The sequence below is a fragment of the Streptomyces sp. NPDC046805 genome, assembly GCF_040645355.1.
GTDB lineage: Bacteria > Actinomycetota > Actinomycetes > Streptomycetales > Streptomycetaceae > Streptomyces.
Genome location: NZ_JBEYYC010000009.1, coordinates 53,107 through 78,854, shown reverse-complemented (window position 1 = coordinate 78,854; position 25,748 = coordinate 53,107). Strand labels below are relative to the sequence as shown.

The 25,748-nt window shown below is 71.1% G+C and carries 25 protein-coding genes, 1 tRNA gene and 1 pseudogene; 15 read left to right on the top strand and 12 right to left on the bottom strand.

From position 1 onward, the window contains the following. Positions 1 to 19: 19 nt before the first annotated feature. A complete protein-coding gene (locus ABZ910_RS12295; RefSeq protein WP_361362480.1) occupies positions 20 to 1,345 on the bottom strand; it encodes a M20/M25/M40 family metallo-hydrolase in 1,326 nt (441 codons plus the stop codon). Between the two features lie 174 nt (positions 1,346 to 1,519). On the opposite strand from ABZ910_RS12295, the gene ABZ910_RS12290 reads away from it, so the two are divergent. Beyond that, positions 1,520 to 1,604: transfer RNA gene (locus ABZ910_RS12290), tRNA-Leu, on the top strand. A gap of 133 nt (positions 1,605 to 1,737) precedes the next feature. Continuing rightward, the gene (locus ABZ910_RS12285) at positions 1,738 to 2,115 is read left to right on the top strand and encodes a YchJ family metal-binding protein (RefSeq protein WP_361362477.1); all 378 of its coding nucleotides are present in this window, start codon (positions 1,738 to 1,740) and stop codon (positions 2,113 to 2,115) included. Positions 2,116 to 2,192: 77 nt separating this feature from the next. On the opposite strand, the gene ABZ910_RS12280 is transcribed toward ABZ910_RS12285, so the two are convergent. Continuing rightward, a complete protein-coding gene (locus tag ABZ910_RS12280) occupies positions 2,193 to 2,894 on the bottom strand; it encodes a FadR/GntR family transcriptional regulator (RefSeq protein ID WP_361362474.1) in 702 nt (233 codons plus the stop codon). 142 nt (positions 2,895 to 3,036) lie between these two features. On the opposite strand from ABZ910_RS12280, the gene ABZ910_RS12275 reads away from it, so the two are divergent. The 3 genes from ABZ910_RS12275 (at position 3,037) to ABZ910_RS12265 (ending at position 5,865) form a co-directional block, all read left to right on the top strand. Then, on the top strand, positions 3,037 to 3,576 hold the full coding sequence (locus tag ABZ910_RS12275; protein WP_361362471.1) for a gluconokinase: 540 nt from the start codon (positions 3,037 to 3,039) through the stop codon (positions 3,574 to 3,576). A gap of 116 nt (positions 3,577 to 3,692) precedes the next feature. After that, entirely contained in the window at positions 3,693 to 5,090 is a 1,398-nt protein-coding gene (locus tag ABZ910_RS12270; protein WP_361362468.1) for a gluconate:H+ symporter, read from the top strand. A gap of 13 nt (positions 5,091 to 5,103) precedes the next feature. Next, complete coding sequence (locus ABZ910_RS12265; protein WP_361362465.1) at positions 5,104 to 5,865, top strand: SDR family oxidoreductase; 762 nt, start codon at positions 5,104 to 5,106, stop codon at positions 5,863 to 5,865. A 31-nt stretch (positions 5,866 to 5,896) separates the two neighbouring features. On the opposite strand, the gene ABZ910_RS12260 is transcribed toward ABZ910_RS12265, so the two are convergent. Next, on the bottom strand, positions 5,897 to 6,520 hold the full coding sequence (locus ABZ910_RS12260; RefSeq protein ID WP_361362462.1) for a cytochrome b/b6 domain-containing protein: 624 nt from the start codon (positions 6,518 to 6,520) through the stop codon (positions 5,897 to 5,899). Continuing rightward, positions 6,504 to 7,244 (bottom strand): molybdopterin-dependent oxidoreductase, encoded by a 741-nt coding sequence (locus ABZ910_RS12255; protein ID WP_361362459.1) that lies wholly within the window; start codon positions 7,242 to 7,244, stop codon positions 6,504 to 6,506. Before ABZ910_RS12255 ends, ABZ910_RS12260 begins: the two co-directional genes overlap by 17 nt. 348 nt (positions 7,245 to 7,592) lie before the next feature. Here ABZ910_RS12255 and ABZ910_RS12250 point away from each other — a divergent pair, with 348 nt between their 5' ends. From ABZ910_RS12250 to ABZ910_RS12225, 6 genes and pseudogenes are all read left to right on the top strand, one after another. Continuing rightward, positions 7,593 to 8,489 carry a DMT family transporter gene (locus tag ABZ910_RS12250; RefSeq protein WP_361362456.1) on the top strand — a complete coding sequence of 299 codons (897 nt, stop codon included), beginning with the start codon at positions 7,593 to 7,595 and terminating at the stop codon, positions 8,487 to 8,489. A 39-nt stretch (positions 8,490 to 8,528) separates the two neighbouring features. Continuing rightward, positions 8,529 to 9,045: pseudogene (locus tag ABZ910_RS12245) on the top strand (NUDIX domain-containing protein). A gap of 21 nt (positions 9,046 to 9,066) precedes the next feature. Further along, positions 9,067 to 9,459, top strand: a complete 393-nt coding sequence (locus ABZ910_RS12240; RefSeq protein ID WP_361362453.1) for a DUF202 domain-containing protein — start codon at positions 9,067 to 9,069, stop codon at positions 9,457 to 9,459. Continuing rightward, entirely contained in the window at positions 9,456 to 9,773 is a 318-nt protein-coding gene (locus ABZ910_RS12235; protein WP_361362861.1) for a DUF202 domain-containing protein, read from the top strand. The genes ABZ910_RS12240 and ABZ910_RS12235 overlap by 4 nt, the downstream gene beginning before the upstream one ends. 218 nt (positions 9,774 to 9,991) lie before the next feature. Then, positions 9,992 to 11,014 carry a phosphotransferase family protein gene (locus ABZ910_RS12230; RefSeq protein WP_361362451.1) on the top strand — a complete coding sequence of 341 codons (1,023 nt, stop codon included), beginning with the start codon at positions 9,992 to 9,994 and terminating at the stop codon, positions 11,012 to 11,014. 6 nt (positions 11,015 to 11,020) lie between these two features. Beyond that, positions 11,021 to 12,244: an acyl-CoA dehydrogenase family protein gene (locus ABZ910_RS12225; RefSeq protein WP_361362448.1), complete on the top strand. Its 1,224-nt coding sequence runs from the start codon at positions 11,021 to 11,023 to the stop codon at positions 12,242 to 12,244. An 85-nt stretch (positions 12,245 to 12,329) separates the two neighbouring features. Here the strand turns inward: ABZ910_RS12225 and ABZ910_RS12220 are convergent, their stop codons facing one another. The 3 genes from ABZ910_RS12220 to ABZ910_RS12210 are packed head-to-tail and all read right to left on the bottom strand — an operon-like array spanning position 12,330 to position 15,384. Then, complete coding sequence (locus tag ABZ910_RS12220) at positions 12,330 to 12,923, bottom strand: TetR/AcrR family transcriptional regulator (protein ID WP_361362446.1); 594 nt, start codon at positions 12,921 to 12,923, stop codon at positions 12,330 to 12,332. Between the two features lie 26 nt (positions 12,924 to 12,949). Then, a complete protein-coding gene (locus ABZ910_RS12215; protein ID WP_361362443.1) occupies positions 12,950 to 14,623 on the bottom strand; it encodes an AMP-binding protein in 1,674 nt (557 codons plus the stop codon). Continuing rightward, complete coding sequence (locus tag ABZ910_RS12210; RefSeq protein WP_361362441.1) at positions 14,620 to 15,384, bottom strand: SDR family oxidoreductase; 765 nt, start codon at positions 15,382 to 15,384, stop codon at positions 14,620 to 14,622. Before ABZ910_RS12210 ends, ABZ910_RS12215 begins: the two co-directional genes overlap by 4 nt. A gap of 219 nt (positions 15,385 to 15,603) precedes the next feature. On the opposite strand from ABZ910_RS12210, the gene ABZ910_RS12205 reads away from it, so the two are divergent. Together ABZ910_RS12205 and ABZ910_RS12200 are read left to right on the top strand one after the other, a co-directional pair. After that, a complete protein-coding gene (locus ABZ910_RS12205; RefSeq protein ID WP_361362438.1) occupies positions 15,604 to 16,857 on the top strand; it encodes a DUF1343 domain-containing protein in 1,254 nt (417 codons plus the stop codon). Between the two features lie 100 nt (positions 16,858 to 16,957). Further along, on the top strand, positions 16,958 to 18,364 hold the full coding sequence (locus ABZ910_RS12200) for a serine-threonine protein kinase (protein ID WP_361362435.1): 1,407 nt from the start codon (positions 16,958 to 16,960) through the stop codon (positions 18,362 to 18,364). Positions 18,365 to 18,538: 174 nt separating this feature from the next. Here ABZ910_RS12200 and ABZ910_RS12195 read toward each other — a convergent pair whose 3' ends face one another. After that, positions 18,539 to 21,346: a penicillin acylase family protein gene (locus ABZ910_RS12195; RefSeq protein ID WP_361362432.1), complete on the bottom strand. Its 2,808-nt coding sequence runs from the start codon at positions 21,344 to 21,346 to the stop codon at positions 18,539 to 18,541. 241 nt (positions 21,347 to 21,587) lie between these two features. On the opposite strand from ABZ910_RS12195, the gene ABZ910_RS12190 reads away from it, so the two are divergent. Beyond that, positions 21,588 to 22,190 (top strand): hypothetical protein, encoded by a 603-nt coding sequence (locus ABZ910_RS12190; protein ID WP_361362429.1) that lies wholly within the window; start codon positions 21,588 to 21,590, stop codon positions 22,188 to 22,190. 101 nt (positions 22,191 to 22,291) lie between these two features. On the opposite strand, the gene soxR is transcribed toward ABZ910_RS12190, so the two are convergent. Then, the gene (gene soxR, locus ABZ910_RS12185) at positions 22,292 to 22,759 is read right to left on the bottom strand and encodes a redox-sensitive transcriptional activator SoxR (protein ID WP_361362426.1); all 468 of its coding nucleotides are present in this window, start codon (positions 22,757 to 22,759) and stop codon (positions 22,292 to 22,294) included. A gap of 104 nt (positions 22,760 to 22,863) precedes the next feature. On the opposite strand from soxR, the gene ABZ910_RS12180 reads away from it, so the two are divergent. Further along, positions 22,864 to 23,325, top strand: a complete 462-nt coding sequence (locus ABZ910_RS12180; protein ID WP_361362424.1) for a MaoC family dehydratase — start codon at positions 22,864 to 22,866, stop codon at positions 23,323 to 23,325. A 25-nt stretch (positions 23,326 to 23,350) separates the two neighbouring features. Here ABZ910_RS12180 and ABZ910_RS12175 read toward each other — a convergent pair whose 3' ends face one another. The 3 genes from ABZ910_RS12175 to ABZ910_RS12165 form a co-directional block, all read right to left on the bottom strand. Then, entirely contained in the window at positions 23,351 to 23,974 is a 624-nt protein-coding gene (locus ABZ910_RS12175; RefSeq protein ID WP_361362421.1) for a TetR/AcrR family transcriptional regulator, read from the bottom strand. A 228-nt stretch (positions 23,975 to 24,202) separates the two neighbouring features. Further along, positions 24,203 to 24,490 carry a YiaA/YiaB family inner membrane protein gene (locus ABZ910_RS12170; protein WP_361362419.1) on the bottom strand — a complete coding sequence of 96 codons (288 nt, stop codon included), beginning with the start codon at positions 24,488 to 24,490 and terminating at the stop codon, positions 24,203 to 24,205. Between the two features lie 61 nt (positions 24,491 to 24,551). Then, a complete protein-coding gene (locus ABZ910_RS12165) occupies positions 24,552 to 25,703 on the bottom strand; it encodes an acyl-CoA dehydrogenase family protein (RefSeq protein WP_361362858.1) in 1,152 nt (383 codons plus the stop codon). Positions 25,704 to 25,748 lie beyond the last annotated feature (45 nt).

Below are 25,748 nucleotides of genomic sequence, written 5' to 3'. Positions count from 1 at the left end.
GCCTTTTGCGGAACGCGCCTCAGGACGCGTCGATGAAGCGGTCGAGCACCCGCACGCCGAACTTGAGCCCGTCCACCGGGACCCGCTCGTCGACGCCGTGGAACATGCCCGCGAAGTCCAGCTCCGGCGGCAGCTTCAGCGGCGCGAAGCCGAAGCCCCGGATGCCCAGGTCGTCGAAGGACTTGGCGTCCGTGCCGCCGGAGAGCATGTACGGGATGGCCTTCGCGGCCGGGTCCTCGGCCAGCAGCGCGGACTGCATGGCCGCCACGAGCGGCCCGTCGAAGCCGGTCTCGACGGCCTTGTCGGCGTGGACGTCCTCGCGCCGCACGTTCGGCCCGAGGAGCCGGTCGAGGTCGGCGAGGAACTCCTTCTCGTATCCCGGCAGGAACCGCCCGTCGATGTGCGCGGTGGCCTCGCCGGGGATGACGTTGACCTTGTAACCGGCGTTCAGCTGCGTGGGGTTGGCCGTGTTGCTCAGGGTGGCGCCGATGAGCTTGGCGATGCCGCCGAGCTTGGCGAGGGTGGACTCCATGTCCTCCGGGTCCAGCTCGACGCCGAGCGCATCGCCCAGTTCGTCGAGGAAGGCCCGCGTGGTCTTGGTGACCCGCACCGGGAACTTGTGCCGGCCCACGCGGGCGACCGCCTCCGACAGCTCGGTGATGGCGTTGTCGCGGTGGATCATCGACCCGTGCCCGGCCGTGCCGGCCACGGTCAGCTTCATCCAGTGCATGCCCTTCTCGGCCGTCTGGATCAGATAGAGCCGCCGCTGCTCGTCCACCGTGAACGAGAAGCCGCCCACCTCGCTGATCGCCTCGGTGACACCCTCGAAGAGGTCCGGGTGGTTGTCGACCAGCCATCGGGCGCCGTACGTGCCTCCGGCCTCCTCGTCGGCGAGGAAGGCGAGCACGATGTCCCGCGGCGGCCTGCGCCCGCTGCGCAGCCGGTCGCGCACGACGGCCAGAGTCATCGCGTCCATGTCCTTCATGTCGACGGCCCCGCGCCCCCACACGCATCCGTCCGCGACCTCGCCCGAGAACGGGTGGTGGGTCCAGTCGTCGGCGTTGGCGGGTACGACGTCCAGGTGCCCGTGGATCAGCAGCGCGGGCCGGGACGGGTCCTCGCCCTCGATGCGGGCCACCGTGGAGGCGCGCCCCGGATGCGACTCGAAGATCCGGGGTTCGAGCCCCACCTCGGCGAGCTTGCCGGCGACGTACTCGGCCGCCTCGCGCTCGCCGGGCCCCGAGTGGTCGCCGTAGTTGCTGGTGTCGAACCGGATCAGATCGCGGCAGAGGTCCACGACCTCGTCCTCGCCGGTGACGCCCCTGGCCGTGTCCTTCTCGCTCACGCTGCTTCCTCCCACGGTCACTGCTGGTGGTCCCCCTCATCCTCTCTCTCCCCCGCCCCACTCCCAAGGGGGCCGCGGGAGCCGGCACCGAGGAGGGGCGTGATCGGACACCCCCGAAAGCCTGGTAATGTTCTCTTCGTCGCCGCGAGGGAAACCCCGCACGACAGACACCTGGTCCGGGTGGCGGAATGGCAGACGCGCTAGCTTGAGGTGCTAGTGCCCTTTATCGGGCGTGGGGGTTCAAGTCCCCCCTCGGACACATCAGAGAAGTGAGGGCCGCGACCGTTTGGTCGCGGCCCTCACTCGTTGCACTGCACGATGCGCCGCGCCGCCCGCCGGTGCACGGGTGGCTCTCCGGGAGGAGTCCCGGTGACGTCCGGGACAATGGCCGTATGACCACGCGTTCCTGCCCCTGCGGCCTGGCCGAGCCGTACGAGAAGTGCTGCGGCCGTTTCCACTCCGGCGTCCTCGCGGCGTCCACCGCCGAGGCGCTGATGCGGTCGCGGTACAGCGCTTTCGTGAAGGGGGACGTGGCGTACCTGCTGCGGACCTGGCATCCACGGACCCGGCCCTCGCGGCTGGACCTGGACCCGGGCATGCGCTGGACCGGTCTCGAGGTGCTCGACGCGAGCGACGGGTCGGCCTTCCACGCCACCGGCACCGTGACGTTCCGGGCCTCCTACCGGGGTGGCTCGCTGCAGGAGCGGAGCCGGTTCGAGCGGGTCGACGGGGCGTGGGTGTACGTCGACGGTGACTTCCTCGACGCGTAGACGCGTAGACGCGTAGACGCGTAGACGCGCAGGCGCACGCGGGCCGCCGGGACGGCTGCGACAGGCCTTCGCCAGGCCTACGGCGCCAGGATGTCCAGCTCCTGCAGGGCGCCCACGGTGATCTCACGGGTCAGCTCCTCGGCGCGCACCGCGTCGCCGGCGCGCACCGCCTCCGCGACCTGGACGTGCAGGGTGACGGCGGCCGGGTCGGGGTCCTCGAACATGACCTCGTGATGGGTGCGGCCCGCGAGGACCTCCGCGACGACGTCGCCGAGGCGGGCGAACATCTCGTTGCCGGAGGCGGTGAGGATGACCCGGTGGAAGGCGACGTCGTGGATCAGGTACTCCTCCAGCTTGTGGCCGCTGGAGTTGGCCACCATGCCGAGTGCGCACTCGGTGAGTGCGGCGCACTGCTCGGTCGTGGCGTTCCGCGCGGCCAGGCCCGCCGCCACGGGCTCTATCGCGGACCGCAGCACGGTCAGTGAGCGCAGCTGGTGCGGGCGGTCGGCGCCGGCCAGCCGCCAGCGGATGACCTGCGGGTCGTAGACGTTCCACTCGCACTTGGGGAGCACCGTCACGCCCACCCGGCGGCGGGACTCGACCAGGTGCATGGACTCGAGGACGCGCACCGCCTCACGCATGACGGAGCGCGACACCTCGAAGTGCTGGGCCAGCTCGTCCGTGCGCAGGACGCTGCCCGGTGGATACTCGCCCGCCGTGATCGCGGGGCCGAGGGTGTCCAGTACGCGGCCGTGCAGCCCTCGGCCCGGTGTGCTCATGCACTCAGCGTACAGAGCGGATCACCCAGCAAAAAGTCAGACTTATATGTCACAGACACTTGAATTTGTCGTACCTAATAGGTTTCAGTATGGCCGACGTCAGTTAGCGACGTCTGGTGTCGAGGAAGACAGCGAGGCAGTAATGCGTACCCCCCACGTCGTCGTGGTGATGGGCGTCGCCGGCACGGGCAAGACCACCATCGGTCCTCTGCTCGCGGACCGGCTCGGCGTCCCGTATGCCGAAGGCGACGACTTCCACCCGCAGGCCAACATCGCCAAGATGTCGGCCGGGATCCCGCTCGACGACGCGGACAGGTGGCCGTGGCTCGACGCCATCGGCGCCTGGGCGCACGGCCGGGCCGGGCTCGGCGGGGTGGTCAGCAGCTCGGCGCTGAAGCGCGCGTACCGAGACCGCCTCAGGGTGGCGGCCCCCGGCGTCGTGTTCGTGCACCTCACGGGCGACCGCAAGCTCATCGAGGACCGGATGTCCCACCGGCAGGGGCACTTCATGCCGACCGCACTGCTGGACTCCCAGTTCGCCACGCTCCAGCCGCTCGAGGTGGACGAGGCGGGAGTCGCCGTGGACGTCTCCGGCGGTCCCGAGGAGATCACCGAACGGGCCGTCCTGGCGCTGGCCGAACTTCCCGACACCCCCGCGGTAACCCGCTCCACCCCGCGGTAGCGCTCCACACCGTGGGTCCGCGGTAACGCTCCACACCGCAGTGACGCTGCACATCGCAGCGACGAACCCCCCACTGCACCTCCTTTCCCAGTCCCCGTATCTGCAAGGGAACCCCCGTGACCAGACTCAGCGTCGAGATGCTGGCAGCGGACGCCGTCGAGCCGATCACGTCGGCCGGCAACGCCCAGCTGGGCATAGCCGTGCTGGCGGGCATCGCCGTCATCGTCCTGCTCATCACGAAGTTCAAGCTCCACGCCTTCCTGGCGCTCACCATCGGCTCGCTCGCGCTCGGCGCGTTCGCCGGTGCACCGCTCGACAAGGTGATCCTCAGCTTCACCACCGGCCTCGGCACCACCGTCTCCGGCGTCGGCGTGCTGATCGCGCTGGGCGCGATCCTCGGCAAGCTGCTCGCCGACTCCGGCGGCGCCGACCAGGTCGTGGACACGATCCTCGCCAAGGCGGGCGGCCGGGCGATGCCGTGGGCGATGGTGCTGATCGCCTCCGTGATCGGTCTGCCACTGTTCTTCGAGGTCGGCATCGTGCTGCTGATCCCGGTGGTGCTGATGGTGGCCAAGCGCGGCAACTACTCACTGATGCGCATCGGCATCCCGGCGCTGGCCGGTCTGTCCGTGATGCACGGCCTGGTGCCCCCGCACCCCGGCCCGCTGGTGGCCATCGACGCCGTCAAGGCCAACCTGGGCGTCACCCTGGCCCTCGGCCTCCTCGTCGCCATCCCCACGGTGATCATCGCCGGCCCGCTGTTCTCCAAGGTCGCGGCCCGCTGGGTGGACGTTCAGGCCCCGGAGCGCATGCTCCCGCAGCGCGCCTCCGACGACCTGGCGAAGCGCCCCAGCTTCGGCGCCACCCTCTCCACCATCCTGCTGCCGGTCGTCCTGATGCTGGCCAAGGCGCTGGTGGACCTCGCGGTCGACGACCCGACGAAGCCGCTCCAGCGCGTCTTCGACGTCATCGGCTCCCCGCTCATCGCCCTGCTCGCGGCCGTCATCGTCGGCATGTTCACGCTGGGCCGGGCGGCCGGCTTCACCAAGGGGCGGATCTCGCAGACCGTCGAGAAGGGCCTCGTGCCCATCGTCGGCGTGCTGCTGATCGTCGGCGCGGGCGGCGGCTTCAAGCAGACGCTGATCGACTGCGGCGTCGGCCAGATGATCCTGGACATGTCCAAGAACTGGTCCATCCCGGCCCTGCTGCTCGCCTGGCTGATCGCGGTGGCGATCCGGCTGGCGACGGGTTCGGCGACGGTCGCGACCGTCTCGGCGGCGGGTCTCGTCGCCCCGCTGGCCGCCGACATGTCGACGGCCCACACGGCCCTGCTGGTCCTCGCCATCGGCGCCGGCTCGCTGTTCTTCAGCCACGTCAACGACGCCGGCTTCTGGCTGGTCAAGGAGTACTTCGGGCTGGAGGTCGGCCAGACCGTCAAGACCTGGTCCGTCATGGAGACGATCATCTCGGTCGTCGCGGGCGGTCTGGTGCTCGTGTTGTCCCTCGTGGTCTAGGAGCGCTACGGCGATGACGGCCCACCCCCTCTTCGACATCAGCGGCCGTACGGCCCTGGTCACCGGCTCCAGCCGTGGCATCGGGTTCGCTCTGGCCCGCGGCCTGCTGGAGGCGGGCTGCACGGTGGTCCTCAACGGGCGGGACGGCGAGCGCCTCACCGAGGCGGCCGCCGCCCTGCCCGGGGACGTCCACACGGCGGTGTTCGACGTGACCGACGGCCCCTCCGTGGCCGCCGGGATCGCCGACGTCGAGGAGCGGGTGGGCCCGCTCGACATCCTGGTCAACAACGCGGGCGTGCAACTGCGCGCCCCGCTGCTGGAGTTCACGGACGCGGACTGGCACCGCGTCCTGGACACCAACCTCACCAGCGCGTTCCTGGTCGGCCGTGCGGCGGCCCGCCGGATGACGGAGCGCGGACACGGCAAGATCATCAACATCTGCTCGCTGCAGAGCGAGGTGGTCCGCCCCGGCATCGCCCCGTACGCGGCGGCCAAGGGCGCGCTGAAGATGCTCACCAAGGGCATGTGCGCGGACTGGGGCCCCTACGGCGTGCAGGTCAACGGGCTCGGCCCCGGCTACATCGAGACCGAGCTGACCCGGCCCCTCGTCGAGGACGAGGAGTTCAGCGCCTGGGTGCGCCGCCGCACCCCGGCCGGCCGCTGGGGCCGTACCGAGGACCTGGTGGGCGGGGTGCTGTTCCTCGCCTCCCCCGCCGCGGACTTCGTCAGCGGCCAGGTGCTGTACGTCGACGGCGGCATGACCAGCGTGCTGTGAACGGGCCCGCCGGGCGCACGTCCCCCGGCGCTCACGGCCGCCACAGCGGATGCTCCCGCTGCGCCCACTCCCGGCTCACCGTCCCGGTGCGCAGCCCGCGCCGGGCCTCCGGGTCGCCCAGGGCCATCCCGATGTGGCCGGCCAGGACGACGCCGATGGTCAGCGCCAGCCAGTCGTGGACGAAGGTCGCGCCGGTGCGCCACTGAAGCGGCGCGAGGTGGGTGAACCACATCAGCACGCCCGTCCCGAGCATCACCAGCGAGGCCCCGGCGATCCAGGCGGCGTAGACCTTCTGCCCGGCGTTGAACTTGCCCGCGGGACGCGACGAGCGCCGCTTGTCGCGGTGCAGGGCCGCGCGGAGCCAGACGCGGTCGTGCGGGCCGAACCGGTTGAGGAAGCCCAGGTCCGCACGGAAGGCGCGGGACGCGAGGCCGGCCAGGACCGGTACGGGCAGGGCGACGCCCGCCCACTCGTGCACACGGACCACCAGCTCGCGGCGCCCGACGAGCACGGCGAGCTCGGGAACGTAGAGGCAGGCCGCGGTCAGCACGCACACGCCCATCAGCGCGGCCGTCGTACGGTGCACCCACCGCTCGGCGGCCGTGAAGCGGTGCAGTCGCCCGGTGTCGGCCCGGACCTCAGCTCGTAGGCTCATCGGTCCGTCCGTTCGAGCGGCCGACCCAGGCGTCGACGTCGTAGCCCAGCTTCTCCCAGTACCCCGGCTCGACCCGGTCGGTGACCGTGATGCCGGAGAGCCACTTGGCGGACTTGTAGAAGTACATGGGGCCGACGTAGAGGCGGACGGGACCGCCGTGGTCGTGGCCGATGTCCTTGTCCTGCATGCGCAGGGCGACCAGGACATCGCGACGGCGGGCCTGGTCGAGGGTGAGGCTCTCGCTGTACGTGCCGTCGAAGCAGGTGAAGCGGATCGCCCTGGCAGTGGTGCGCACGCCCGCGAGGTCCAGCAGGTGCGCCAGCCGGACGCCCTCGAACGGGGTGTCCGGGACACGCCAGCCGGTGACGCACTGGACGTCCCGGACCAGCCGGGTCCGGGGCAGCGCGCGCAGCTCGGCGAGGGTGTAGGCGCGCGGGTGGTCCACGAGCCCGTCGACGCTGAGCCGGTAGTTCACGGGGCCCTTGTACGGTACGGACGCGGCGACCGAGTAGTAGCGGAAGCCGCCGCCGTTCGGGAGCAGGCCGGTCAGGCCCGTGGGGTCCTTGCCGGACACGGTGCCGAGGACGGCCTCCATGCCGCGCTGCACGGTGGGCGCGGCGACCACGCCGAGGGCGCCCAGGCCGAGGGTGCCGAGGAAGACACGCCGGCCGACGGGACGGCCGCCCTCCGACGGGGGCCGCTGTGCGGGTTGTTCGGGGTTCACGGATTCATTCGAGCACCGACGGCGCCCACGAGGCCAGGGGTCGGGGGGACCGGTCAGCGTTCCGTAATGACTTCGGGCGTGAGAGGTCCTCGCCGTACGTCATTGGAGGGCTTCTCGCGCGCGTCGCCGAATTCTCTGTGGCGTACGCCATGGCGTCATGCGCCCGGTCGTCGGAGCATGGCCGTACGGTCCCGCTTCCGCCCCGTTTGCCCTCCCGCGGCTGCCTGGGGCATCGTGACCGCTTCAACTTGCCCGGTTCCGGGTACTCCCGGGGCACGCCGGGTCCTGGAACGCTACAGTCGGCCATTACGCACCCCGTGGCCCGGCCGGATGATCGAGGTACGCAGCGTGTCGGTTCTGATTGTGATTCTCGCCGTGAGCGCGGCCTGTTGTCTGGGTTTCGGGTTCGTGCTCCAGCAGAACGTCGCCCAGAAGGCACCCCTCAGCGACTTCCTCACCCCCCGGCTGCTGCTCGACCTGATGAAGGTGCCGCGCTGGCTGTTCGGCACCGCGCTGATGGTGATCGGCATGGTCCTGGGCGCGATCGCCCTGGGGCAGGGCGAGATCTCCATGGTCGAGCCGCTGCTCGCCACCAACCTGCTGTTCGCGCTCGCCCTCTCCCGGCACCAGACGAAGCAGCCGCTGGGCCGCCAGGGCTGGGCGGGGCTCGTACTGCTGGCAGGGGGCGTCAGCGCGTTCATCGTGGCGGGCCAGCCGCGCGGCGGGAACGCCGTCACGGACCCCCTGCGCCACTGGCTGATCATCGGCCTGACGATCGGCGCGGCCCTGCTGCTCACGGCCTTCGCCAAGCACGCCCGGCTGAACACGGCCGCCCCGCTGCTGCTGGCCCTCGCCGCCGGACTGCTGTACGGCGTGCAGGACTCGCTGACCCGGGTGAGCGGGGAGCGCTTCTCCGAGGGCGGCCTGACCGAGGTGCTCAGCGGCTGGCAGCCGTACGGCGTGCTCGTGCTCGGCGTCAGCGGGCTGATCCTGGTGCAGAGCGCGTTCGAGACCGCGCCGCTGCGCATGTCGCTGCCCGCGCTCACCGCGGCCCAGCCGCTCGCCGGCATCCTCTGCGGGGTGGGCTTCCTCGGCGACCGGCTGCGCACCGACGCGGGGGCGCTGGCCTGGCAGGCGGCGGGGCTCGCGGGCGTGATCCTGGGCATCGTGCTCCTGGGACTGCACCCGGCGATGCCGACCGGCGCGGCGCAGGAGGAGCCGGCGCGGGATCTCCAGCCACACTGACCTCCCGCCGCATGTCACGGCCCTGCTTGGATGGGCCGCATGAACCCTGCTGACGAGATCCTCGACATCGTCGACGAGCACGACCGGGTCGTCGCCCAGCGCCCACGCGGTGAGGCGTACGCCCAAGGGGCTGCGCCACCGTTGTGCCTTCATCCTGGCCCGGGACGCGGCCAGCCGGGTCTTCGTCCACCGCCGCACCGCCACCAAGCTCGTCTTCCCGTCCCTGTACGACATGTTCGTCGGCGGCGTCGTGGGCGCGGGCGAGTCCTACGACGAGACGGCGCTGCGCGAGGCGGAGGAGGAGCTGGGGGTGTCCGGCCTCCCCCAGCCGGAGTTCCGCTTCAAGTTCCTGTACGACGACGGCGCCGGGCACGGCTGGTGGTCCGCGGTGTACGAGGTGCGCTGCGACCTTCCGGTACGTCCGCAGGTGGAGGAGATCCAGTGGCACGACTTCCTGACCGAGGAGGAGCTGCAGCGGCGGCTCACCGAGTGGGAGTGGACGCCGGACGGCCTGACGGCGTACGAGAGGCTGAGGGCGTTCGAGGCAGGCCGGTGAGGCCCCGGTAGGGTCCAGCACGTGATCGAACTCGTGCGGAACGTCCGGCTGTGGTTCGCTCCCGCGGCCGTCCGGGAGGAGGGAACCACCCCCGACTACCGGTTCTCGCTGGCGAACGAGCGGACGTTCCTGGCCTGGCTGCGCACCGCTCTCGCGCTGATCGGCGGGGGCTTCGCGGTGGACCAGTTCCTGCCGGACCTGCCCTGGGGGTGGCGCGTGGGGCTGGCGCTCGCCCTGCTCGGGGCCGGTGTGCTGTGCTCGTTGCGCGCGGTCAACCACTGGGTGCGCTGCGAGCGGGCGATGCGCAAGGGCGAGGACCTGCCGGTGTCCCGGTTCCCGGTGCTGCTGAGCCTCGTCGTCGCGGTGGTGGCCGTCGCGATGGTCGTCGTCGTGCTGGCCGGATGGGACGGATGACCGCCGAGCGGGACCGGGACCCGGGGCTGCAACCGGAGCGGACCCGGCTCGCGTGGCGCCGTACGACGCTGTCGTACGCCGTCGTCACCGTGCTCGCCCTGCGCGGGGCCCTGCGGGGCGGGGTGTCCGCCACCGGGATCGTCGTCTTCGCGCTCGGCTGTCTGTTCTGGCTGGGCTTCCTGTGGACCGCCCACCACCGTATTCGCGCGCTGACCGCGACCGGCCGTCCGCCCGCCCTCGCCCCCCGGCACGCCGCCGCGGCGGTGCTGTGCGCGGTGGCGATGGCGGCGTGCGCGATGGCATTCGTCGTCTAGAGGGTGCGGGCCGTGCCGCGCCGGCAGACGGGCTCCGCCCCCCGGTCCGCTTCCCCTCCAGCGCCTTGCGAAGCACCCGGTAGCCGGACGCCACGCAACCGACAGGGGAGCGGTCGGCATATCGTGGCGCCGATCACGTTCGGCACGCCCACTGGACGGCATACCGACCGGTCGGCATCATGAGTCGCGTCCTGTTCTCCCCTTCGTAGGAGCAACGCATGAGCCCCGACCACCCGCCCGGACTCGACCTCGACCGGCTGCGCGGCCTGCTCGACCGTGAGCGGCCAGGTCTGGTCAGCGGCCCCCTGACGGGACGGCTGATCGAGGGCGGACGGTCCAACCTCACGTACGCGCTCTCGGACGGCACGTCGCGGTGGGTCGTACGGCGGCCCCCGCTCGGCCATGTCCTGGCCACCGCGCACGACATGAAGCGCGAGCACCGGGTGATCAGCGCGCTGCACCCGACGGACGTGCCCGTGCCGCGTCCCGTGCTGCTGTGCGAGGACGAGGAGGTGCTCGGGGCGCCCTTCTACGTCATGGAGTTCGTCGAGGGCACGCCGTACCGCACCGCCGACCAGCTCGCCCCGCTCGGCCCGGAGCGCACCCGCGACGCGGTGCTGTCCCTCGTCGACACCCTCGTCGAGCTGCACGCCGTGGACCCCGCCGAGGTGGGCCTCGCGGACTTCGGCCGCCCGGAGGGCTTCCTGGACCGCCAGCTGCGTCGCTGGGGCAAGCAGCTGGACGCCTCCCGCAACCGCGAACTGGCCGGCGTCGAAGAGCTGCACGCCGCCCTCGGCCGTGCCCTGCCCGACTCCCCCGCGCCCGCCGTCGTACACGGCGACTACCGGCTGGACAACGTTCTGATCGGCGGCGACGACAAGATCGAGGCGATCCTCGACTGGGAGATGTCGACGCTCGGCGATCCGCTGACCGACCTGGGCCTGCTGGTGATGTACAGCATGCCGCTGGGCATGCCCGACTCGCCCGTCTCCACCACCGCCGAGGCCCCCGGGCACCCGACTCCGGCCGAGCTGATCGAGCGGTACGCCACGCGCTCGGGGCGCGACGTCTCGGGCGTCAACTGGTACACGGCGTTCGCCTGGTTCAAGCTCGCCGTGATCCTGGAGGGCATCCACTACCGGTACACGCTGGGCCAGACGGTCGGGCGCGGCTTCGACCGCATCGGCGACCTCGTCCCCGTCTTCATCGAGCACGGACTGACCACACTTCAGGAAGGCTGACCGGTCATGGACTTCGCGTACGACGCGCGCACCGAGGAACTGCGGGCCAAGCTGCTCGCTTTCATGGACGAGTACGTGTACCCGGCCGAGGCGGTCGCCGAGGAGCAGCGGGCCGCACTGGCCTCGCCCTGGGACACCCCGGCCGTGGTCGAGGAGTTGAAGGCCGAGGCGCGCAGGCAGGGCCTGTGGAACCTCTTCCTGCCGGACTCCGAGTACGGTGCCGGGCTCACCAACCTCCAGTACGCCCCGCTCGCCGAGATCACCGGCCGCTCCCCGCAGTTGGCGCCGACCGCGCTGAACTGCGCGGCGCCGGACACCGGCAACATGGAGGTGCTGGCGCAGTTCGGCACCGACGAGCAGAAGAAGCAGTGGCTGGAGCCGCTGCTGGCCGGTGAGATCCGTTCCGCGTTCGCGATGACGGAGCCGGAGGTGGCCTCCTCCGACGCCACCAACATCACCACGCACATCGAGCGAGCCCCCGAGGGCACGGACGAGTACGTCATCACCGGCCGCAAGTGGTACATCTCCGGTGCCATGAACCCGGACTGCAAGATCTTCATCGTGATGGGGAAGACCGACCCGGACGGGGCGGACAGCCGGCGTCAGCAGTCCATGGTCCTGGTCCCGCGTGACACCCCGGGCGTCACGGTCAAGCGCGCGATGCAGGTCTTCGGCTACGAGGACCACTACCACGGCGGCCACGCCGAGGTGATCTTCGACCACGCGCGCGTGCCGGCGTCGAACCTCATCGGCGAGGAGGGCGGCGGCTTCGCCATCGCCCAGGCCCGCCTCGGCCCCGGCCGCATCCACCACTGCATGCGGCTGATCGGCATGGCCGAGCGCGCGATCGAGCTGATGTGCCGCCGGGCGGTGTCCCGTACGGCCTTCGGCAAGGCGCTGGCCCAGCAGGGCGTGGTGCAGAACTGGATCGCCGACGCGCGCGTGACGGTCGAGCAGCTGCGGCTGCTGGTGCTGAAGACGGCCTGGCTGATGGACACGGTCGGCAACCGGGGCGCCCACACGGAGATCCAGGCCATCAAGATCGCCACGCCTCGTGCGGTGGTCGACATCCTCGACCGCGCGATCCAGCTGCACGGCGCGGGCGGTGTGAGCCAGGACTTCCCGCTGGCCGAGCTGTACGCCGGCGCCCGGACCCTGATGCTCGCCGACGGACCGGACGAGGTGCACCAGCGGTCGCTGGCGCGGCGGGAGTTGAAGCAGTACCTGTGAGTGTGAGCAGGCATGTGTAAGGGGCGGTCGTCCAGGGCGACCGCCCCTTACACGTATGACCTCAGGGCCTCAGCACTTCAGGACCTCAGGGCCGCAGTGCCCGCAGCAGCAGGTCGGCCAGGTGGTCGGCGACCTGCTGGGGAGTCAGCGGGCCGTCGGGCCGGTACCAGGTGGACAGGTGGTGGACGGAGCCGAAGTGGTAGTCCACGACCAGGTCGGCGGGGGTCGCCGTGGAGAAGACGCCCGCCTTCTGGCCCTCCTCGATCAGCGCGCGGAAGCGTTCGTGATAGCGCCGGCGCTCGGCGCGCACCTGCTTGTTCTTCTCGGGGCTCAGATGGTGCATGGAGCGGAAGAAGATCGACGCGTCGTCGAGGTTCTCGATCGTGGTGACCACGACGTCGGCCGCCGCGGCCCTGAGCCGCTTCTCGACCGGCTCGTCGGCATCCGCGACGGCGTCCAGCCGCTCCTGCTGGACGCGCAGCATGCGCGCGTACACCTCGTGCAGGAGGTCGTCCTTGGAGCCGAAGTAGTGGTAGAGCGCGCCCTTGGTGACGCCGGCCGCCTCGACGATCTCCTGCACGGAGGTGCGGTCGTAGCCCTGCTCGGCGAAGAGCCGGGTGGCGGCGGCGAGCAGCCGCTGCGGAACGGGCGTCGCGTCTCCGTCCGTGGTCCTGGGCACTGCCGCCACCTGCCTTTCCGTGTTGCTCACTCGCTGCTCTGTGCTCGGGAACGGAGTTCCCGACGCAGGATCTTCCCACTTGCCGTCTTGGGCAGGTCGGGCAGGATCTCCACCTGACGCGGGTATTTGTAGGCGGCCAGTCTCTCCTTGCAGTACGCGGCGAGTGCGCCCGGGTCGGTTTCGGCACCCGGACGGAGGCTGATGTACGCCTTGACGGTCTCGCCGCGATACCCGTCGGGCACCCCGACGACGGCCGCCTCGCGCACCGCGGGATGGGTGTAGAGCACGTCCTCGACCTCACGCGGCCACACCTTGAAGCCGGACGCGTTGATCATGTCCTTCTTGCGGTCGACGACGTACACCCAGCCCTGCGCGTCCATGAAACCGATGTCCCCGGTGCGCAGTTCGCCGTCCGGGAAGGTCTCGGCGGTGGCCTCGGGACGGCGCCAGTATCCGGGCACGACCTGCGGGCCGCGTACGACGATCTCGCCCTGCTCCCCGACGGGGAGCTCCTCGCCCCGGTCGTCGAGGATGCGGATGACCGTGTCGGCGCCGGGCAGGCCGACGGCCAGGGTCCCGGAGGCCGGGTCGACGGGCGCCTCCAGGCCGGACGGGGTGGAGGTGCAGGGGCCGGTGCACTCGGTGAGCCCGTAGCCGTTGTGAAGGTACGGCCCGAAGCCCGCGCGGAACTTCTCCACGAGGGCGGGCGGCACGGGGGCACCTCCCGAAGAGATGTTCACGAAGGAGGAGAAGTGCTCCGGGCTGACGTCCGGGTGCGCCGCGAGCGCCATGAAGGCGGTGGACGGGCCGACCGTGAAGTGCGGGCGGTGCTCGGCGAACGCGTCGAGGACGACGCCGGTTTCGAAGCGGTAGGTCAGCAGTAGCGTGCCGACGCTGTTGAGGCAGGCGGCGAACTGGACGACCATCCCCGTGATGTGGAACAGCGGCGCGAGGCCGTAGTAGACGGGGGCCTCGGGCAGCTCCATCCCCGTCCGCTGCCGCTCGGCGATGTACATGATGTTGCCGTGCGTGTTGGTGGCGCCCTTGGGCGTGCCGCTGGTGCCCGAGGTGTAGCTGATCAGGGCGATGTCGGTGGGGCCCGCGTCGCGGCCTTCCGGTGCCGTGCCGCCCTGCCGGGCCACGGCCACGAGGTCGTCGGCGTCGGGGGCCTGCGGCAGCCGCTCGAAGCCGAGGACGCGCGCGTCGTCGCGGGTCTGGAAGTCCAGCTCGCAGGCGGTGAGCACGATCCGCACCGGAGAGTCGGCGGCCGTCTTGCGCAGATACGACTCCCACGCCCGGTCGGAGCAGATGAGCGCGGCCACCTCGCCGTCGCGCAGGACGTGGGCGGCCTCCGCCGACTTGTACATGGGGTTGACGGGGACGACGGTCGCACCCGCCTTCCAGGCGCCGAGGACGGCCAGCACGAAGTGCGGGGAGTTCTGGAGCAGGACGGCGACCCGGTCGCCGCGCTCCAGTCCGCGTGCGGCGAGGTGCGCGGCGACGGAGTCGCTCAGCTCGTCGACCTCGCGATAACTCAGCCGGGCGTCGAAGTAGGCGAGGAAGGTACGGTCCGGGGCCTCGGCGGCCGCACGGCGCAGCGCGTGCACGAGCGAGTCGTCGGGGTCGACCGGGGCGCGCTGGGCGTCGGTGAGGAGGGCCAGCCAGGGGCGGGCCGCGTAGGGGGATCCGGGCGCGGTCACTGGATGGCCTCCCACTTCTGCTGGAGGTGGTTCATGCTCGTCAGCCAGCTGTCGGGGGTGGCGGCCCGGGCCTGGTAGTAGTCGGTGACCTCGGGGTGCGGCAGGATCAGGAAGCGGTCCTCCTCGATGCCCTTGAAGAGGGCGTCCGCGACGTCTTCGGGCTCGATCGCGTTGGGCTTGAGGACCAGGTCGCCCGCGCTGCCGGTGGCGGCCAGCATGTCGGTGCGCACGCCCTGCGGGCAGATCGCGTGCACCTTCAGGCCGCGGTGGCGGTACGTCAGCGACAGCCACTCGGCGAAGGCGTAGGCGCCGTGCTTGGTGACGGCGTAGGGTGCGGCGCCGATCATGGTGAGCAGGCCGGCGGCGGACACGGTGGAGACGAAGCGCCCGCTGCCGCGTTCCAGCCAGGCGGGAAGCAGCTCGTGGGCCGCGCGCACATGTGCCATGACATTGACGTCCCACGCCTTGGCCCACACCTTCTCCGGGGCCGCCTCCGAACCACCGGAGCCCACGCCCGCGTTGGCGCAGTAGATGTCCACCGTGCCGCCGAGGGCGGCGCGGGCCTCGGCGACGATCGCGGAGGCGTCGCCGACGACAGCGATGCCGCCGATCTCCTCGGCCACCGCCTCGGCCCGTTCGGCGTCCCGGTCGTTGACCACGACCCGGGCACCCTCGGCGGCGAACCGGCGGGCCAGCGCCGCCCCGATGCCCCCTCCCGCTCCGGTGACGACCACTCCCGCATCCCGCACGGCTTCCACCATCGGTCTCCTTCGGCACGACATCGGTACCCGGTACATCGGACATCCGTACCCGGCACACGTCCCCGCCCGGCACATCCGCTCCGCGGCGCCAGACTAACCGGTCGGTATGCGCCGGGGAAGGGGCGCCTGCGGCCAGGCTTGTCGCGTTCGTTCCGTTCTACCCAGACGCACGCTAGCGTGCGTGAGCATGACACCCGCAGCGATCACGGAGGTCACCGCATGAACCTGTCCAGACGAGGCCTGCTCCACGCCACCGCCGTGTCGGTCACGGCGTGTGCGGCACCGCGTGCGGCCGTCGCCCACACCGGAACCGAGCACACCGGGAACGGCCTGCGCACCGGTTTCGAACACCTCGCCGCGGACGGGTACGCGCTGCTCGACGGGCAGAAGGTCGGCATCGTCACCAACCCCACCGGCATCACCCGGGACGTACGGCACATCGTCGACGTCATGCACGCCGACCCGCACATGCGGCTGACCGCCGTCTTCGGCCCCGAGCACGGCTTCCGCGGCACCGCGCAGGCGGGCGGCTCCGAGGGCCGTTACGACGACCCCGCGACCGGACTGCCGGTCTACGACACGTACCTGAAGAGCGGCCGGCCGCTCGCCGACGTCTTCACCGCCTCCGGCGTGGACACGGTCGTCTTCGACATCCAGGACGTGGGCGCGCGCTTCTACACATACATCTGGACGCTGTACGACTGCATGGAGGCGGCGGCGCTCGCGGGCAAGCGGTTCGTCGTGCTGGACCGGCCGAACCCGGTGTCCGGGCGGTCGGCCGACGGGCCGGTGCTGCACAAGGAGTTCGCCACCTTCGTCGGACGCCAACCCATCGCGCAGGCGCACGGGATGACGGTCGCCGAGCTGGCACGGCTGTTCAACGGGGAGTTCCTGAGCACGCCGGTGCCGCTGGAGACGGTGCTGATGACGGGCTGGAAGCGGCCGGACTTCTACGACGCCTCCGGGCTGCCCTGGGTGCCGCCGAGCCCGAACATGCCGACGCCGGACACCGCGCTGGTGTACTCGGGCACGTGCCTCTTCGAGGGGACGAACCTCTCCGAGGGACGGGGCACGACCCGGCCCTTCGAACTGCTGGGCGCCGACGGCATCGACGGCCGCTGGGCCGCGGCCGCGAACGAACTCGGCCTGCCGGGCGTGCGGTTCAGGGAGGCGTACTTCGCACCGACGTTCTCCAAATTCCAGGGCAAGACCGTCGGCGGCGTGCAGATCCATGTGGACGACCGTGCCGCGTACGACCCCGTACGGACCGGGATCGCGCTGCTGGTGACCGCCAAGAAGATCTGGAGCGGCTTCACTTGGCGCTCGGACAACTGGATCGACAAGCTCACGGGCTCCACGCAGGTCCGCACGATGATCGACGCGGGTGCGGGCACCGACGAGGTGGTCGCCGCCTGGCAGGACGAGCTGGCCGCGTTCCGGCGGGTACGCAAGGAATACCTTCACTACAAGTGAGTCATCCTCATCCAGGTAGGTCATGGTGTATGGCCAACCTTGCCCGATGGCGGGACGATTGCGTCCACATCGCACCGCTTGGGGTAGGAGAGGGCCTGGCATGGCGGATCCTGGGACGAGCGTGACTCCCTACTGGGAACTGACCTTCGACGCGGACGGGGACACGGACGGCCGGGAACGCGACCGGCTGCTCCGCCAGGTCGCGGACCACGGCGTCCGCGACCTGATCGTCTTCGCACACGGCTGGAACAACGACCGCTCGGGCGCGACCGCGCTCTACCGCCACTTCTTCGCGCCGATCCCGCAGCTCGCGCCCCGGGCCCGGATCGGCTACGCGGGCGTGATCTGGCCGTCGATGCGGTTCAGCGACGAACCGATCCCGAACTTCCCGAAGTCCGTCGCGGCCGAGACCGCCGAGGCGGCAGAAGCGGGCGGGGCGAGCGGGGTGGGCGGAGCGGCCGTGGCAGGCGGTTCGGTGCCGCGGCCCGTACTGGGCAAGGACACCCGGCACGCGCTCCTCGAGACCTTTCCCGGGCGCGCCACCGTGGTCGACCAGATCGCCCGCATGCTGGACCAGCAGCACCCCGAGGAGGCCGAACTGGCGGAGTTCGGACGGCTGGTGCGGGTGCTGGTGGAGGTCGTACCGGGCGGGCCGCAGCCGCTGTTCGCGGCGGACACCCTGGCGGAGGGGGTCCCGCAGAGCGAGCCGGTCCTGTTCACCGGGGACACGGCCACGCTGTGCGACGAGTTCGCCCAGGCACTGGCCGCCCTCCGGTCGGCGGGTCAGAACGATCAGTTCTCGTTGCCCAACCCCTGGGACGGCGCGCGGGAACTGCTGCGGCAGGCGACGTACTACGCGATGAAGCGCCGGGCCGGCACGGTCGGCGAACGCGGCCTGGGGCCGGTGATCGGACAGTTGGCCGCGGCGGCACCGGACGTGCGCGTGCATCTGGTGGGGCACAGCTTCGGCGGACGGCTGGTGTCGTTCGCGCTGCGCGGGCTGCCCGACGGAGTGCACACGGTGAAGTCCGTGACACTGCTGCAAGGTGCCTTCTCCCACTACGCGTTCGCCGCCCGGCTGCCGCATGACCCGCGCGCGGGCGGTGTCCTCCAGGGCCAGCAGCACCGCGTCGACGGCCCGCTGGTGTGCTGCTACTCCCGCCACGACGCGGCCCTCGGCACGCTGTATCCCCTGGCCTCCCGGATGGCGGACGACGACCGTTCGGCCACGGCTCCGGTCGGCGAGGCGGCGGCCGAGGGCCTGGACCTCGTACGGACGCTGGGCGCCAAGTGGGGCGCCATGGGCCACGACGGGGTGCAGGCGGTGCCGGGCACGCGCGCACTGGACCTCGCCGCGGCCCTCCGCGGACCGCTGCCCGCGTCGGGCTGCGTGAACGTCGACGCGGCGTCGGTCGTCAGGCGCGGCGGCCCACCGACCGGCGCACACAGCGACATCCTGCACCCGGAGCTGGCGCGGGTGGTACTGGCGGCGGGGCGGATCGCTTGACGCCCGGCGGCGGCGAGGCTTGGCCTACGGACGTTGGCCCACAGGTGTGGGGCTACGGACGTTGGCCTACGGCTGTGGGGCTACAGGCGTTGACCTACCGACGTTGGCCCACCGGCGTTGGCCTACCGACGTTGACCCACCACCATGTGCCAACGCCGGTTGGCCCACACCCGTTCACCGATGTGTCGCGTACTCCACGACCTGCTGGTACGTCGGGCGGTTCTGCCAGCCGATCCTGCCGTGCTTGATGCCGCCCAGGGGCCGCTGCACGATCGAGTCGGCGCACCACTGGTCGCCCGCGGAGCACTGGTCGTCGCCCGGGTAGACCTGGGCCGCGGTCAGGGCGGACGCCTGCTTGAGCGTGCCGAGCAGGATGTCCCGGCAGGCGGCGGGGCTGCCGTCGCCGCAGTACGTGTGCGCGAGGCCGCCGCGCACGGGCTCGCCGAGCACGGCCCGGATGTCCTTGTCGACGTAACTCCACCAGCCGTACTGGAAGGAGCTTCCGGCGTGTGAACCGGTGGGGCCGTGTCCGGCCGACGGGGCCTCGTCGACCGGCAGATTGGCGGTGAACGCGGTGTACAGGTCGCTGCCCAGGCCGGGTTCGAACTCGGCCTTCACCAGCAGCGGCCACCACGCGTCGAGGATGCGGATCGCGTCGGCGTCGGCGTACTTCTTCGAACCCGCCGACGTTTCCGTGCGCTTGGCGCCCGCCGTCACCCACGCCCGCAGCTTGCTCACCGCCGCCGCGGTCGTCGGGTCGGTGACCGGCGAGGCGTCGATCACCTTCAGCAGGTCGGGCAGCACGTCCTCGGCTCGCAGGTCGGCGAGTGCCGCGTCCGCCATCGCCTTCACGAGGGAGGCGCGGGTCACGCCGCCGGCCGCGACCAGTTTGCCCACCCGGTCCTCCAGGAGGTTGCCGCGGTGCACCGAGCCGTCGCCCCAGGACGCGGTCGTGTATGCCTCGGCCTGCTTGTTGTTCCAGGAGACGTAGTAGTCCTGGTCGAGGGAGTTGGGATGCTCGGCGGGAGGGGTGTAGTCGGCCGTGTTGGTGTCCGGGTCCCAGTCGCGCCACTCGTACGCCGCCCGCGCCCATACCGGGAACTCGGCGTCGACGCCGCTCGCGCGCACCGGGTTGTCACCGCTGTTGTAGTACGCGGTGTGCCGGGAGTCGGCGTAGAACCAGTTGAAAGTGAAGTTGATGTGCTGTGTCGCGCTCTGGAAGTCCTGCGGGCCCTTGACGTAGTCGGGGTCGTTCAGCATCTGGAAGCCGACGATCGAGTCGGCCTCGTGGAGGTAGGAGGAGCGCAGGGTGGTGTAGGCGACCTTCCTGCCGCCGACGGTCGCGCGGTACTGCACCGGCCCGTACTTCGTGCGCCAGACCCGCATCGTGTACGAGCCCGCCGCGGTCCCGTCGGCCACCGTGGGCTTCCAGGCGTTCTTCTGCTCGACCTTGTCCATGGCCGTGCAGGTGCCGCCGTACAGGTAGTGGTAGTCGTCCTGGCACAGCTCGACGGCGTACGTGTCGATGATGTCCTGGCCCGAGGTGGTCGCGCTCCAGGAGTAGTCCTGGCCGCGGCCCAGTTCGACGTACATGCTCAGGCCGGCGAAGGAGGCGCCGCGGGCGCTGATGCCGGGCCCCTGGATCTCCTGGAGCATGAGCAGCTGCGGGGCGAAGTAGCCGGTCTGCGGTCCGAAGACGGCGACCGGGCGGCCGCTCGCGGTGTGTTCGCCGCTGACCACGAGGGCGTTGGACATGCCGCGCCTGGCCGAGCTCAGGGCCTCGTGGGCGGCGGTTGCGGAGGCGCCGGTCGCGCCGGAGGCGGACGCGCTGCCGGTGCGGTCGTGGACCAGGGGCTCCTGTGTCACCGAGCCGGCGTCGGGCAGGGCCTCGCCCTGCGGGCTGTCCGGCTTGGTGCCGTACGGGAAGCTCTTGCCGTCGTGGACGGTGAGGACGGCCTCGGGATCGTTGCGCTCGCGGAACGACTCCCAGACCCGGGTGCCCTCCTCGACGCCGTACTTGGACTGGGCGGCGAGGAGGGAGCGCGCGTTGTTCACCTCTCCGCCGCCGCCGGAGCCGAACAGCGAGCCGACGACGGAGGCGAGCGCCACCAGGTCGGTGACCTTGAAGTGGTCGATGGTGCCCGCGTTGGTGACCGAGTCCTTGTGACCGGTCAGGACGTACTCGCCGGGGAAGTAACGGCCGCTGTCGGAGGCGTCGATGTAGGCGTTGATGCCGGCGAGGTAGGCGTCGGCGTCGTCGAGGGCCTGCCGGCCGCGGGCGCCGTTGCGGGCCGCCGCGCTGTCGATCTGCGCCTGGAGGTCGGCCTCGGTGTAGGGGGCGCTGCGGTAGAACTCCTGCTCCAGGCCCTGGTTGGCGGCGGCGCCACCGGCGAAGGAGGTCAACTGGCCGCGGCCGACGTGCCGGAAGACGTCCATCAGCCACAGCCGGTCCTCGGCGGCGGCGTATCCGGCGCCGAACTCGGTGCCGTACCGGGTGGTGCCGGTGATGTGCGGCACGCCGGTCTTCCTGTCGCGGACGATCGTCACGTCACCGCGCCCGGCCGGCTTCTCCGTGGAGGCGATCTGGTCGGAGGGGACCCCGAACGAGGCGTCGTCGAAGAACGTGTCGATCTTCGCGTCGGTGAGGGCGGAGTAGCCGGTGGCCAGGTTCGCGTAGGGGCCGAGCTGGTCCTCCGCGTGGTCGGGCTGGATGCCGAGCGCCTGGTTGAGGAGGATCTGGGCGAGGGTCGCGTTGCCGTTCTCGCCGGGCGGCAGGATGTCCGAACACCGGCCGCCGCAGTAGTCGTCGGAGGCGCTCGCCGCGGTCGACGCGGCCGCCGCGTCGGTGGCCACGGCCTGGGTGAGCGGGGAGAGGAGACCGGCGATCAGCACGCACACGGATGCCGTCTTCAGGAACCTGGGGAACCTGCCGGGAGTTCTCGATCTGTCGGGCAACGCGATGTGGGGGGTACGCGGTGGCATGGCGGCTCCTCGCGAAGGGGGGTGAGCCGGACGTTACCGCCGGTACAACGGAGTCGAAAGATGAACATGCGTCAACTTGTCGAGCGGAGGCCCCCGTTCGGTCAACCTGGGACTCCTTATGGGAGGGCATCGGAAATCGGATGGAGCCGAATCCCTTGTCGACACGTCTATTCGGCGACGTCGGTACGACGGCGCCGAAGTGACCGAAGTACAGCTGCAGGTGTGACGGAGGTGCAGGGCGATGGCCGGTTTCCGGAGTCTCGCGAGACAGGCGCGCGATCCGCGGTGCGATCTGGCACTACGGCGCTACTCGCTGCGCAAATGCCTTGAACGGTTCGCCCCTTACGGGCATCGGGCGACGTGGGACCACCTGAGTTCCCGGGCCGGGTTCGGCCCCGAGGACCGCTCCCCCGATCCAGTGCGTCTCGTGGCCGCACTGGATGAGCTGGAGGAGGCACGGGCGGTCTGGCTCGCCTATGAGGTCGAGTTCGCGGAACGCCGCAAGAAGGAGAAGCACGACGGGCTGCGCCGGCCGGGCAGCGTGGACGACTGGCACCGGCTGACCTGGGGCGGCTTCGGGATCGCCTGGTGCGACGACCCGCGTGTCCACCCCCATGAACCACTGGCCGAGGTGCTGCGACGGCTGATCGCCGCCCTGAAGCGCGAACCGGGCACGGCCTGCCCGGCGTGCGGCAGGGAGCGCCTCATCTGGACGTACGACCTGGACCACGAACCCTCGACGGGCCCGGTCTGCGCGGACTGCGGGATTCTCGTACCGCTGCCCGTCCTCACCCCCGAGGCGCTGGCGTTCGCCAGGCGCGGGCGGCTGCTCATGTCGGCCTGAACATCAGGGGGGTGCGCCGGATCTGCGCACCCCCTGTCCTGAACCGGTCTTGACGTTCGGCGACGCACGACGGCGTACGGCGCCGCGGGGCGGGGCGGACGTCAGCGGCGCGGACCGCGTTCCGCCAGCAGCCGGGACCCCGCCTGGCGTTCGCCGAAGACGTCGTCCGGGTTGGAGAGCACACAGCCCTCCAGCGACAGGCAGCCGCAGCCGATGCAGTCCGTGAGGTGGTCGCGCAGGCGGTTCAGCTGCTTGATGCGCTCGTCCAGTTCGGAGCGCCAGGCCTCGGAGAGGCGGGCCCAGTCCTCGCGGGTGGGAGTGCGCTCCTCGGGGAGTTCGACGAGGGCCTCGCGGATCGTGGCCAGGGGGATGCCGACGCGCTGGGCGGCCCGGACGAAGGCGACGCGGCGCAGGGTGTCGCGGCCGTAGCGGCGCTGGTTGCCGCTGGTGCGACGGCTGCTGATCAGACCCTTGGACTCGTAGAAGTGCAGGGCGGAGACGGCGGCGCCGCTGCGCGCGGACAACTGGCCGACGGTCAGCTCGTGGATCTTCTCGGGAATCTGGGGCATCCCTCGGAGCCTACCCACCCGCTCCCCTCGCGGTCCGTTGACATTGCTCTCACCCCCTACCATGCTAAGCAGTTGCTTAGATACGCGAGCGAGAGGCCGGGATCATGGCAGAACCGAGGACCTTCACCTCCCCCGACGAGCTGAAGGCGGCTGTGGGCGAGCAGCTGGGCTACACCGACTGGCTGGAGGTCGACCAGAAGCGGATCGATCTCTTCGCGGACGCCACCGGCGACCACCAGTGGATCCACGTCGACCCGGAGAAGGCGGCCCAGGGACCGTTCGGCACCACGATCGCGCACGGCTATCTGACCCTGTCCCTGCTCCCGCTCTTCGGCCCGCAGCTGATCAGCGTCGAGGGCGTGAAGATGGGCGTCAACTACGGGACGAACAAGGTCCGTTTCCCCTCGCCCGTACCGGTCGGCTCGCGGCTGCGCGCCACCGCGAAGATCGCCGGCGTCGACGAGGTCCCGGGCGGGATCCAGCTGACCCTCGCGTTCAGCGTGGAGCGGCAGGGCGGCGACAAGCCGGTGTGCGTCGCGGAGTCGGTGGCCCGCTACTACCTGTAGGCCGGGCGAGGCCCCTGCGGGTGGGCTACTTCGCGCCCACCATCCGCAGCACGAGGTCGGCGTAGAGCACGCCGACCTCCTCGGGCGTGCGGGGGCCGTCGATGTTGAACCAGCGGGCGACGTCGATGCACAGGGACATCACCGCGAGCGTCGTACCGTGCACGTCCAGCACGTCGAACTCGCCGGACGCCACACCGTCCTCGATGATCCCGCGCACCTCGGCGTCGACCTCGCGGCGCAGCGCGAGGATCTCGGCGCGGGCGTCGGGCCCGAGCGCGTCCAGCTCGTACTGCACGACCCGGGCGGTGGTGCGCTGTCCGGCGTGCCAGCGCACGAAGGAGCTGACGGCGTCGGCGAGCCGCTCGGCCGGGCTGCCGGCGCCGTGTGCGGCGCCCCGCAGGATCTGCAGGGCCTTGTCGTGGCCGATGCGGCTGATCCGGTGGAGCAGCTCTTCCTTGGTCTTGTAGTGGATGTAGAGCGCGGCCGGGCTCATGGCCGCACGGCTCGCGATGTCGCGGGTCGTCGTCGCGTGGTAGCCGCGCTCGGCGAAGGCCTCCACGGCGGCGACCAGCAGCCGCCGGGCCGCGTCAGGGGTGACCTGTTCCCACGGCTCGACCTCGCCGCCGGTCGTCTCCTCCGCCGTACTCATCGCTCGCTCGCCCCTCTCGGTGACAGGAGGTCCCACCATACCGCCGACGGTGAGCGCTCGCTTAGGGCCTCCCTTCCGGATCTTGCCGGGGGCGCGGGGTCTGGCACGCACCTCTGCGGCGTTGTCGTCACTCGCCGACGCTCCCCCACGCTCGGCTTTGCTCGCGCGGGGGACCCCCCCGTCGACCCGGAAGGAAAGGCCCTAGCCGTCCCGCTCGGAGACGGTCCTCTACGGCTTCTCGAAGGGGTCGTACTCGGCGAGGAGCTTCTCCAGCCGGGCCTGGTCCACCCGGCTCACGATCTGTCCGGCCTCCTGGCGGTCCCGGATCACCTTGGCCAGGGTGAACGCGGACGTGACGAGATAGAGGACCGCGATCCCGAGGAAGCCGCGCACCCAGGCGTCGGCGCTCAGGCAATAGATCCCGATGGCGGTCGCCGCCATGGCGATGGAGAAGGACGCGACGGCCTGGCCGTAGAAGGCGCCCGTGTTCTGCTGCTTGACCGGTGTCTCGCTCATGGCCATCAGGGTCGGCGGACCCGGCGCACGCCGCATCCGCCGACGTACTCAAGTGACGTACTCAGAAAGCCGAAACGCCCGTGAGCGCACGCCCGATGACCAGCTTCTGGATCTGGCTGGTGCCCTCGTAGAGGGTCATCACGCGGGCGTCGCGCAGGAGTTTGCCCGCCGGGTACTCGTCGATGTAGCCGTAACCGCCGAAGACCTGCAGGGCGTTGTTCGCGGCGCGGACGGCGGCCTCGGAGGCGAAGAGCTTGGCCTTGGAGGACTCGGTGGCGAAGGGCAGCCCGCGGTCGATCAGGTCGGCGACCCGCCAGGTCAGCAGCCGGGCCGCGTCCACGTCGACCGCGATGTCGCTGAGCAGCTCCTGGACGAGCTGGTGGCGGGCGATGGACTTGCCGAACTGCTCGCGCTCGCCCGCGTACTTGACCGCCGCGTCGAGCGCGGCCTGGGCTATGCCCACGCAGCCCGCCGCCACCGACATCCGCCCCTTGGCGAGAGCGGACATGGCGACCGCGAAGCCCCTGCCCTCCTCGCCGACGAGCGCCGACGCGGGCACCCGCACGTCCTCCAGCACCAGCTCGGCGGTGGCCTGGCCGCGCAGGCCGAGCTTGCCGTGGACGGTGCGGCGGGTCAGGCCGGGGCTGTCCGTGGGGACGAGGAAGGCGGAGACGCCCTTGTGGCCGGGGGCGTCGGTGGAACGGGCGAAGAGGAGGACGACGTCGGCCCAAGTGCCGTTGGTGATGAACATCTTGGTGCCGTTGACGACATAGTGGTCGCCGTCGCGCACCGCGCGGGTGGTGAGGTTGCCCGCGTCGGAGCCGGTGCCCGGTTCGGTGAGGCCGAAGCAGCCGACCTGCGCGCCGGACGTCAGCCCCGGCAGCCAGCGCCGCTTCTGCTCCTCGCTCCCCCACGCGGCGACGGACTTGGCGACGAGGCCGAGGGAGACGGAGACGATCCCGCGGACCGCGGAGTCGCCGCGCCCCAGCTCTTCCGTGACCAGGCAGTACGACAGGTGGTCGCCGCCCGAGCCGCCGTACTGCTCGTCGATGGTGAGCCCCAGGAAGCCGACCTCGCCGAGCTTCTTCACGATGCCCCGGTCCACCTCCTCGGCCCGGTCCCAGGCGGTCACGTGCGGGGCGATCTCGCGCTCCACGAAGTCCCGGGCGAGCTGCCGCACGGCGGCCTGTTCCTCGCTGAGCCCCAGGTTCACCACGAGATCACCCCACACCAGATGGTTCTTGAGAGCCGGACCTTT

What these genes read in the sequence shown, in the direction of transcription:
- ABZ910_RS12285 (WP_361362477.1), top strand. Translation starts at nt 1,738, where the DNA reads ATGACCACGCGTTCCTGCCCCTGCGGCCTGGCCGAGCCGTACGAGAAG.
- ABZ910_RS12195 (WP_361362432.1), bottom strand. Translation starts at nt 21,346, where the DNA reads ATGCCACCGCGTACCCCCCACATCGCGTTGCCCGACAGATCGAGAACT.
- ABZ910_RS12175 (WP_361362421.1), bottom strand. Translation starts at nt 23,974, where the DNA reads ATGAGTACGGCGGAGGAGACGACCGGCGGCGAGGTCGAGCCGTGGGAA.
- ABZ910_RS12280 (WP_361362474.1), bottom strand. Translation starts at nt 2,894, where the DNA reads ATGAGCACACCGGGCCGAGGGCTGCACGGCCGCGTACTGGACACCCTC.
- ABZ910_RS12170 (WP_361362419.1), bottom strand. Translation starts at nt 24,490, where the DNA reads ATGAGCGAGACACCGGTCAAGCAGCAGAACACGGGCGCCTTCTACGGC.
- ABZ910_RS12210 (WP_361362441.1), bottom strand. Translation starts at nt 15,384, where the DNA reads ATGGTGGAAGCCGTGCGGGATGCGGGAGTGGTCGTCACCGGAGCGGGA.
- ABZ910_RS12260 (WP_361362462.1), bottom strand. Translation starts at nt 6,520, where the DNA reads ATGAGCCTACGAGCTGAGGTCCGGGCCGACACCGGGCGACTGCACCGC.
- ABZ910_RS12235 (WP_361362861.1), top strand. Translation starts at nt 9,456, where the DNA reads ATGACCGCCGAGCGGGACCGGGACCCGGGGCTGCAACCGGAGCGGACC.
- soxR (WP_361362426.1), bottom strand. Translation starts at nt 22,759, where the DNA reads ATGCCCCAGATTCCCGAGAAGATCCACGAGCTGACCGTCGGCCAGTTG.
- ABZ910_RS12190 (WP_361362429.1), top strand. Translation starts at nt 21,588, where the DNA reads ATGGCCGGTTTCCGGAGTCTCGCGAGACAGGCGCGCGATCCGCGGTGC.
- ABZ910_RS12275 (WP_361362471.1), top strand. Translation starts at nt 3,037, where the DNA reads ATGCGTACCCCCCACGTCGTCGTGGTGATGGGCGTCGCCGGCACGGGC.
- ABZ910_RS12180 (WP_361362424.1), top strand. Translation starts at nt 22,864, where the DNA reads ATGGCAGAACCGAGGACCTTCACCTCCCCCGACGAGCTGAAGGCGGCT.
- ABZ910_RS12230 (WP_361362451.1), top strand. Translation starts at nt 9,992, where the DNA reads ATGAGCCCCGACCACCCGCCCGGACTCGACCTCGACCGGCTGCGCGGC.
- ABZ910_RS12200 (WP_361362435.1), top strand. Translation starts at nt 16,958, where the DNA reads ATGGCGGATCCTGGGACGAGCGTGACTCCCTACTGGGAACTGACCTTC.
- ABZ910_RS12265 (WP_361362465.1), top strand. Translation starts at nt 5,104, where the DNA reads ATGACGGCCCACCCCCTCTTCGACATCAGCGGCCGTACGGCCCTGGTC.
- ABZ910_RS12225 (WP_361362448.1), top strand. Translation starts at nt 11,021, where the DNA reads ATGGACTTCGCGTACGACGCGCGCACCGAGGAACTGCGGGCCAAGCTG.
- ABZ910_RS12205 (WP_361362438.1), top strand. Translation starts at nt 15,604, where the DNA reads ATGAACCTGTCCAGACGAGGCCTGCTCCACGCCACCGCCGTGTCGGTC.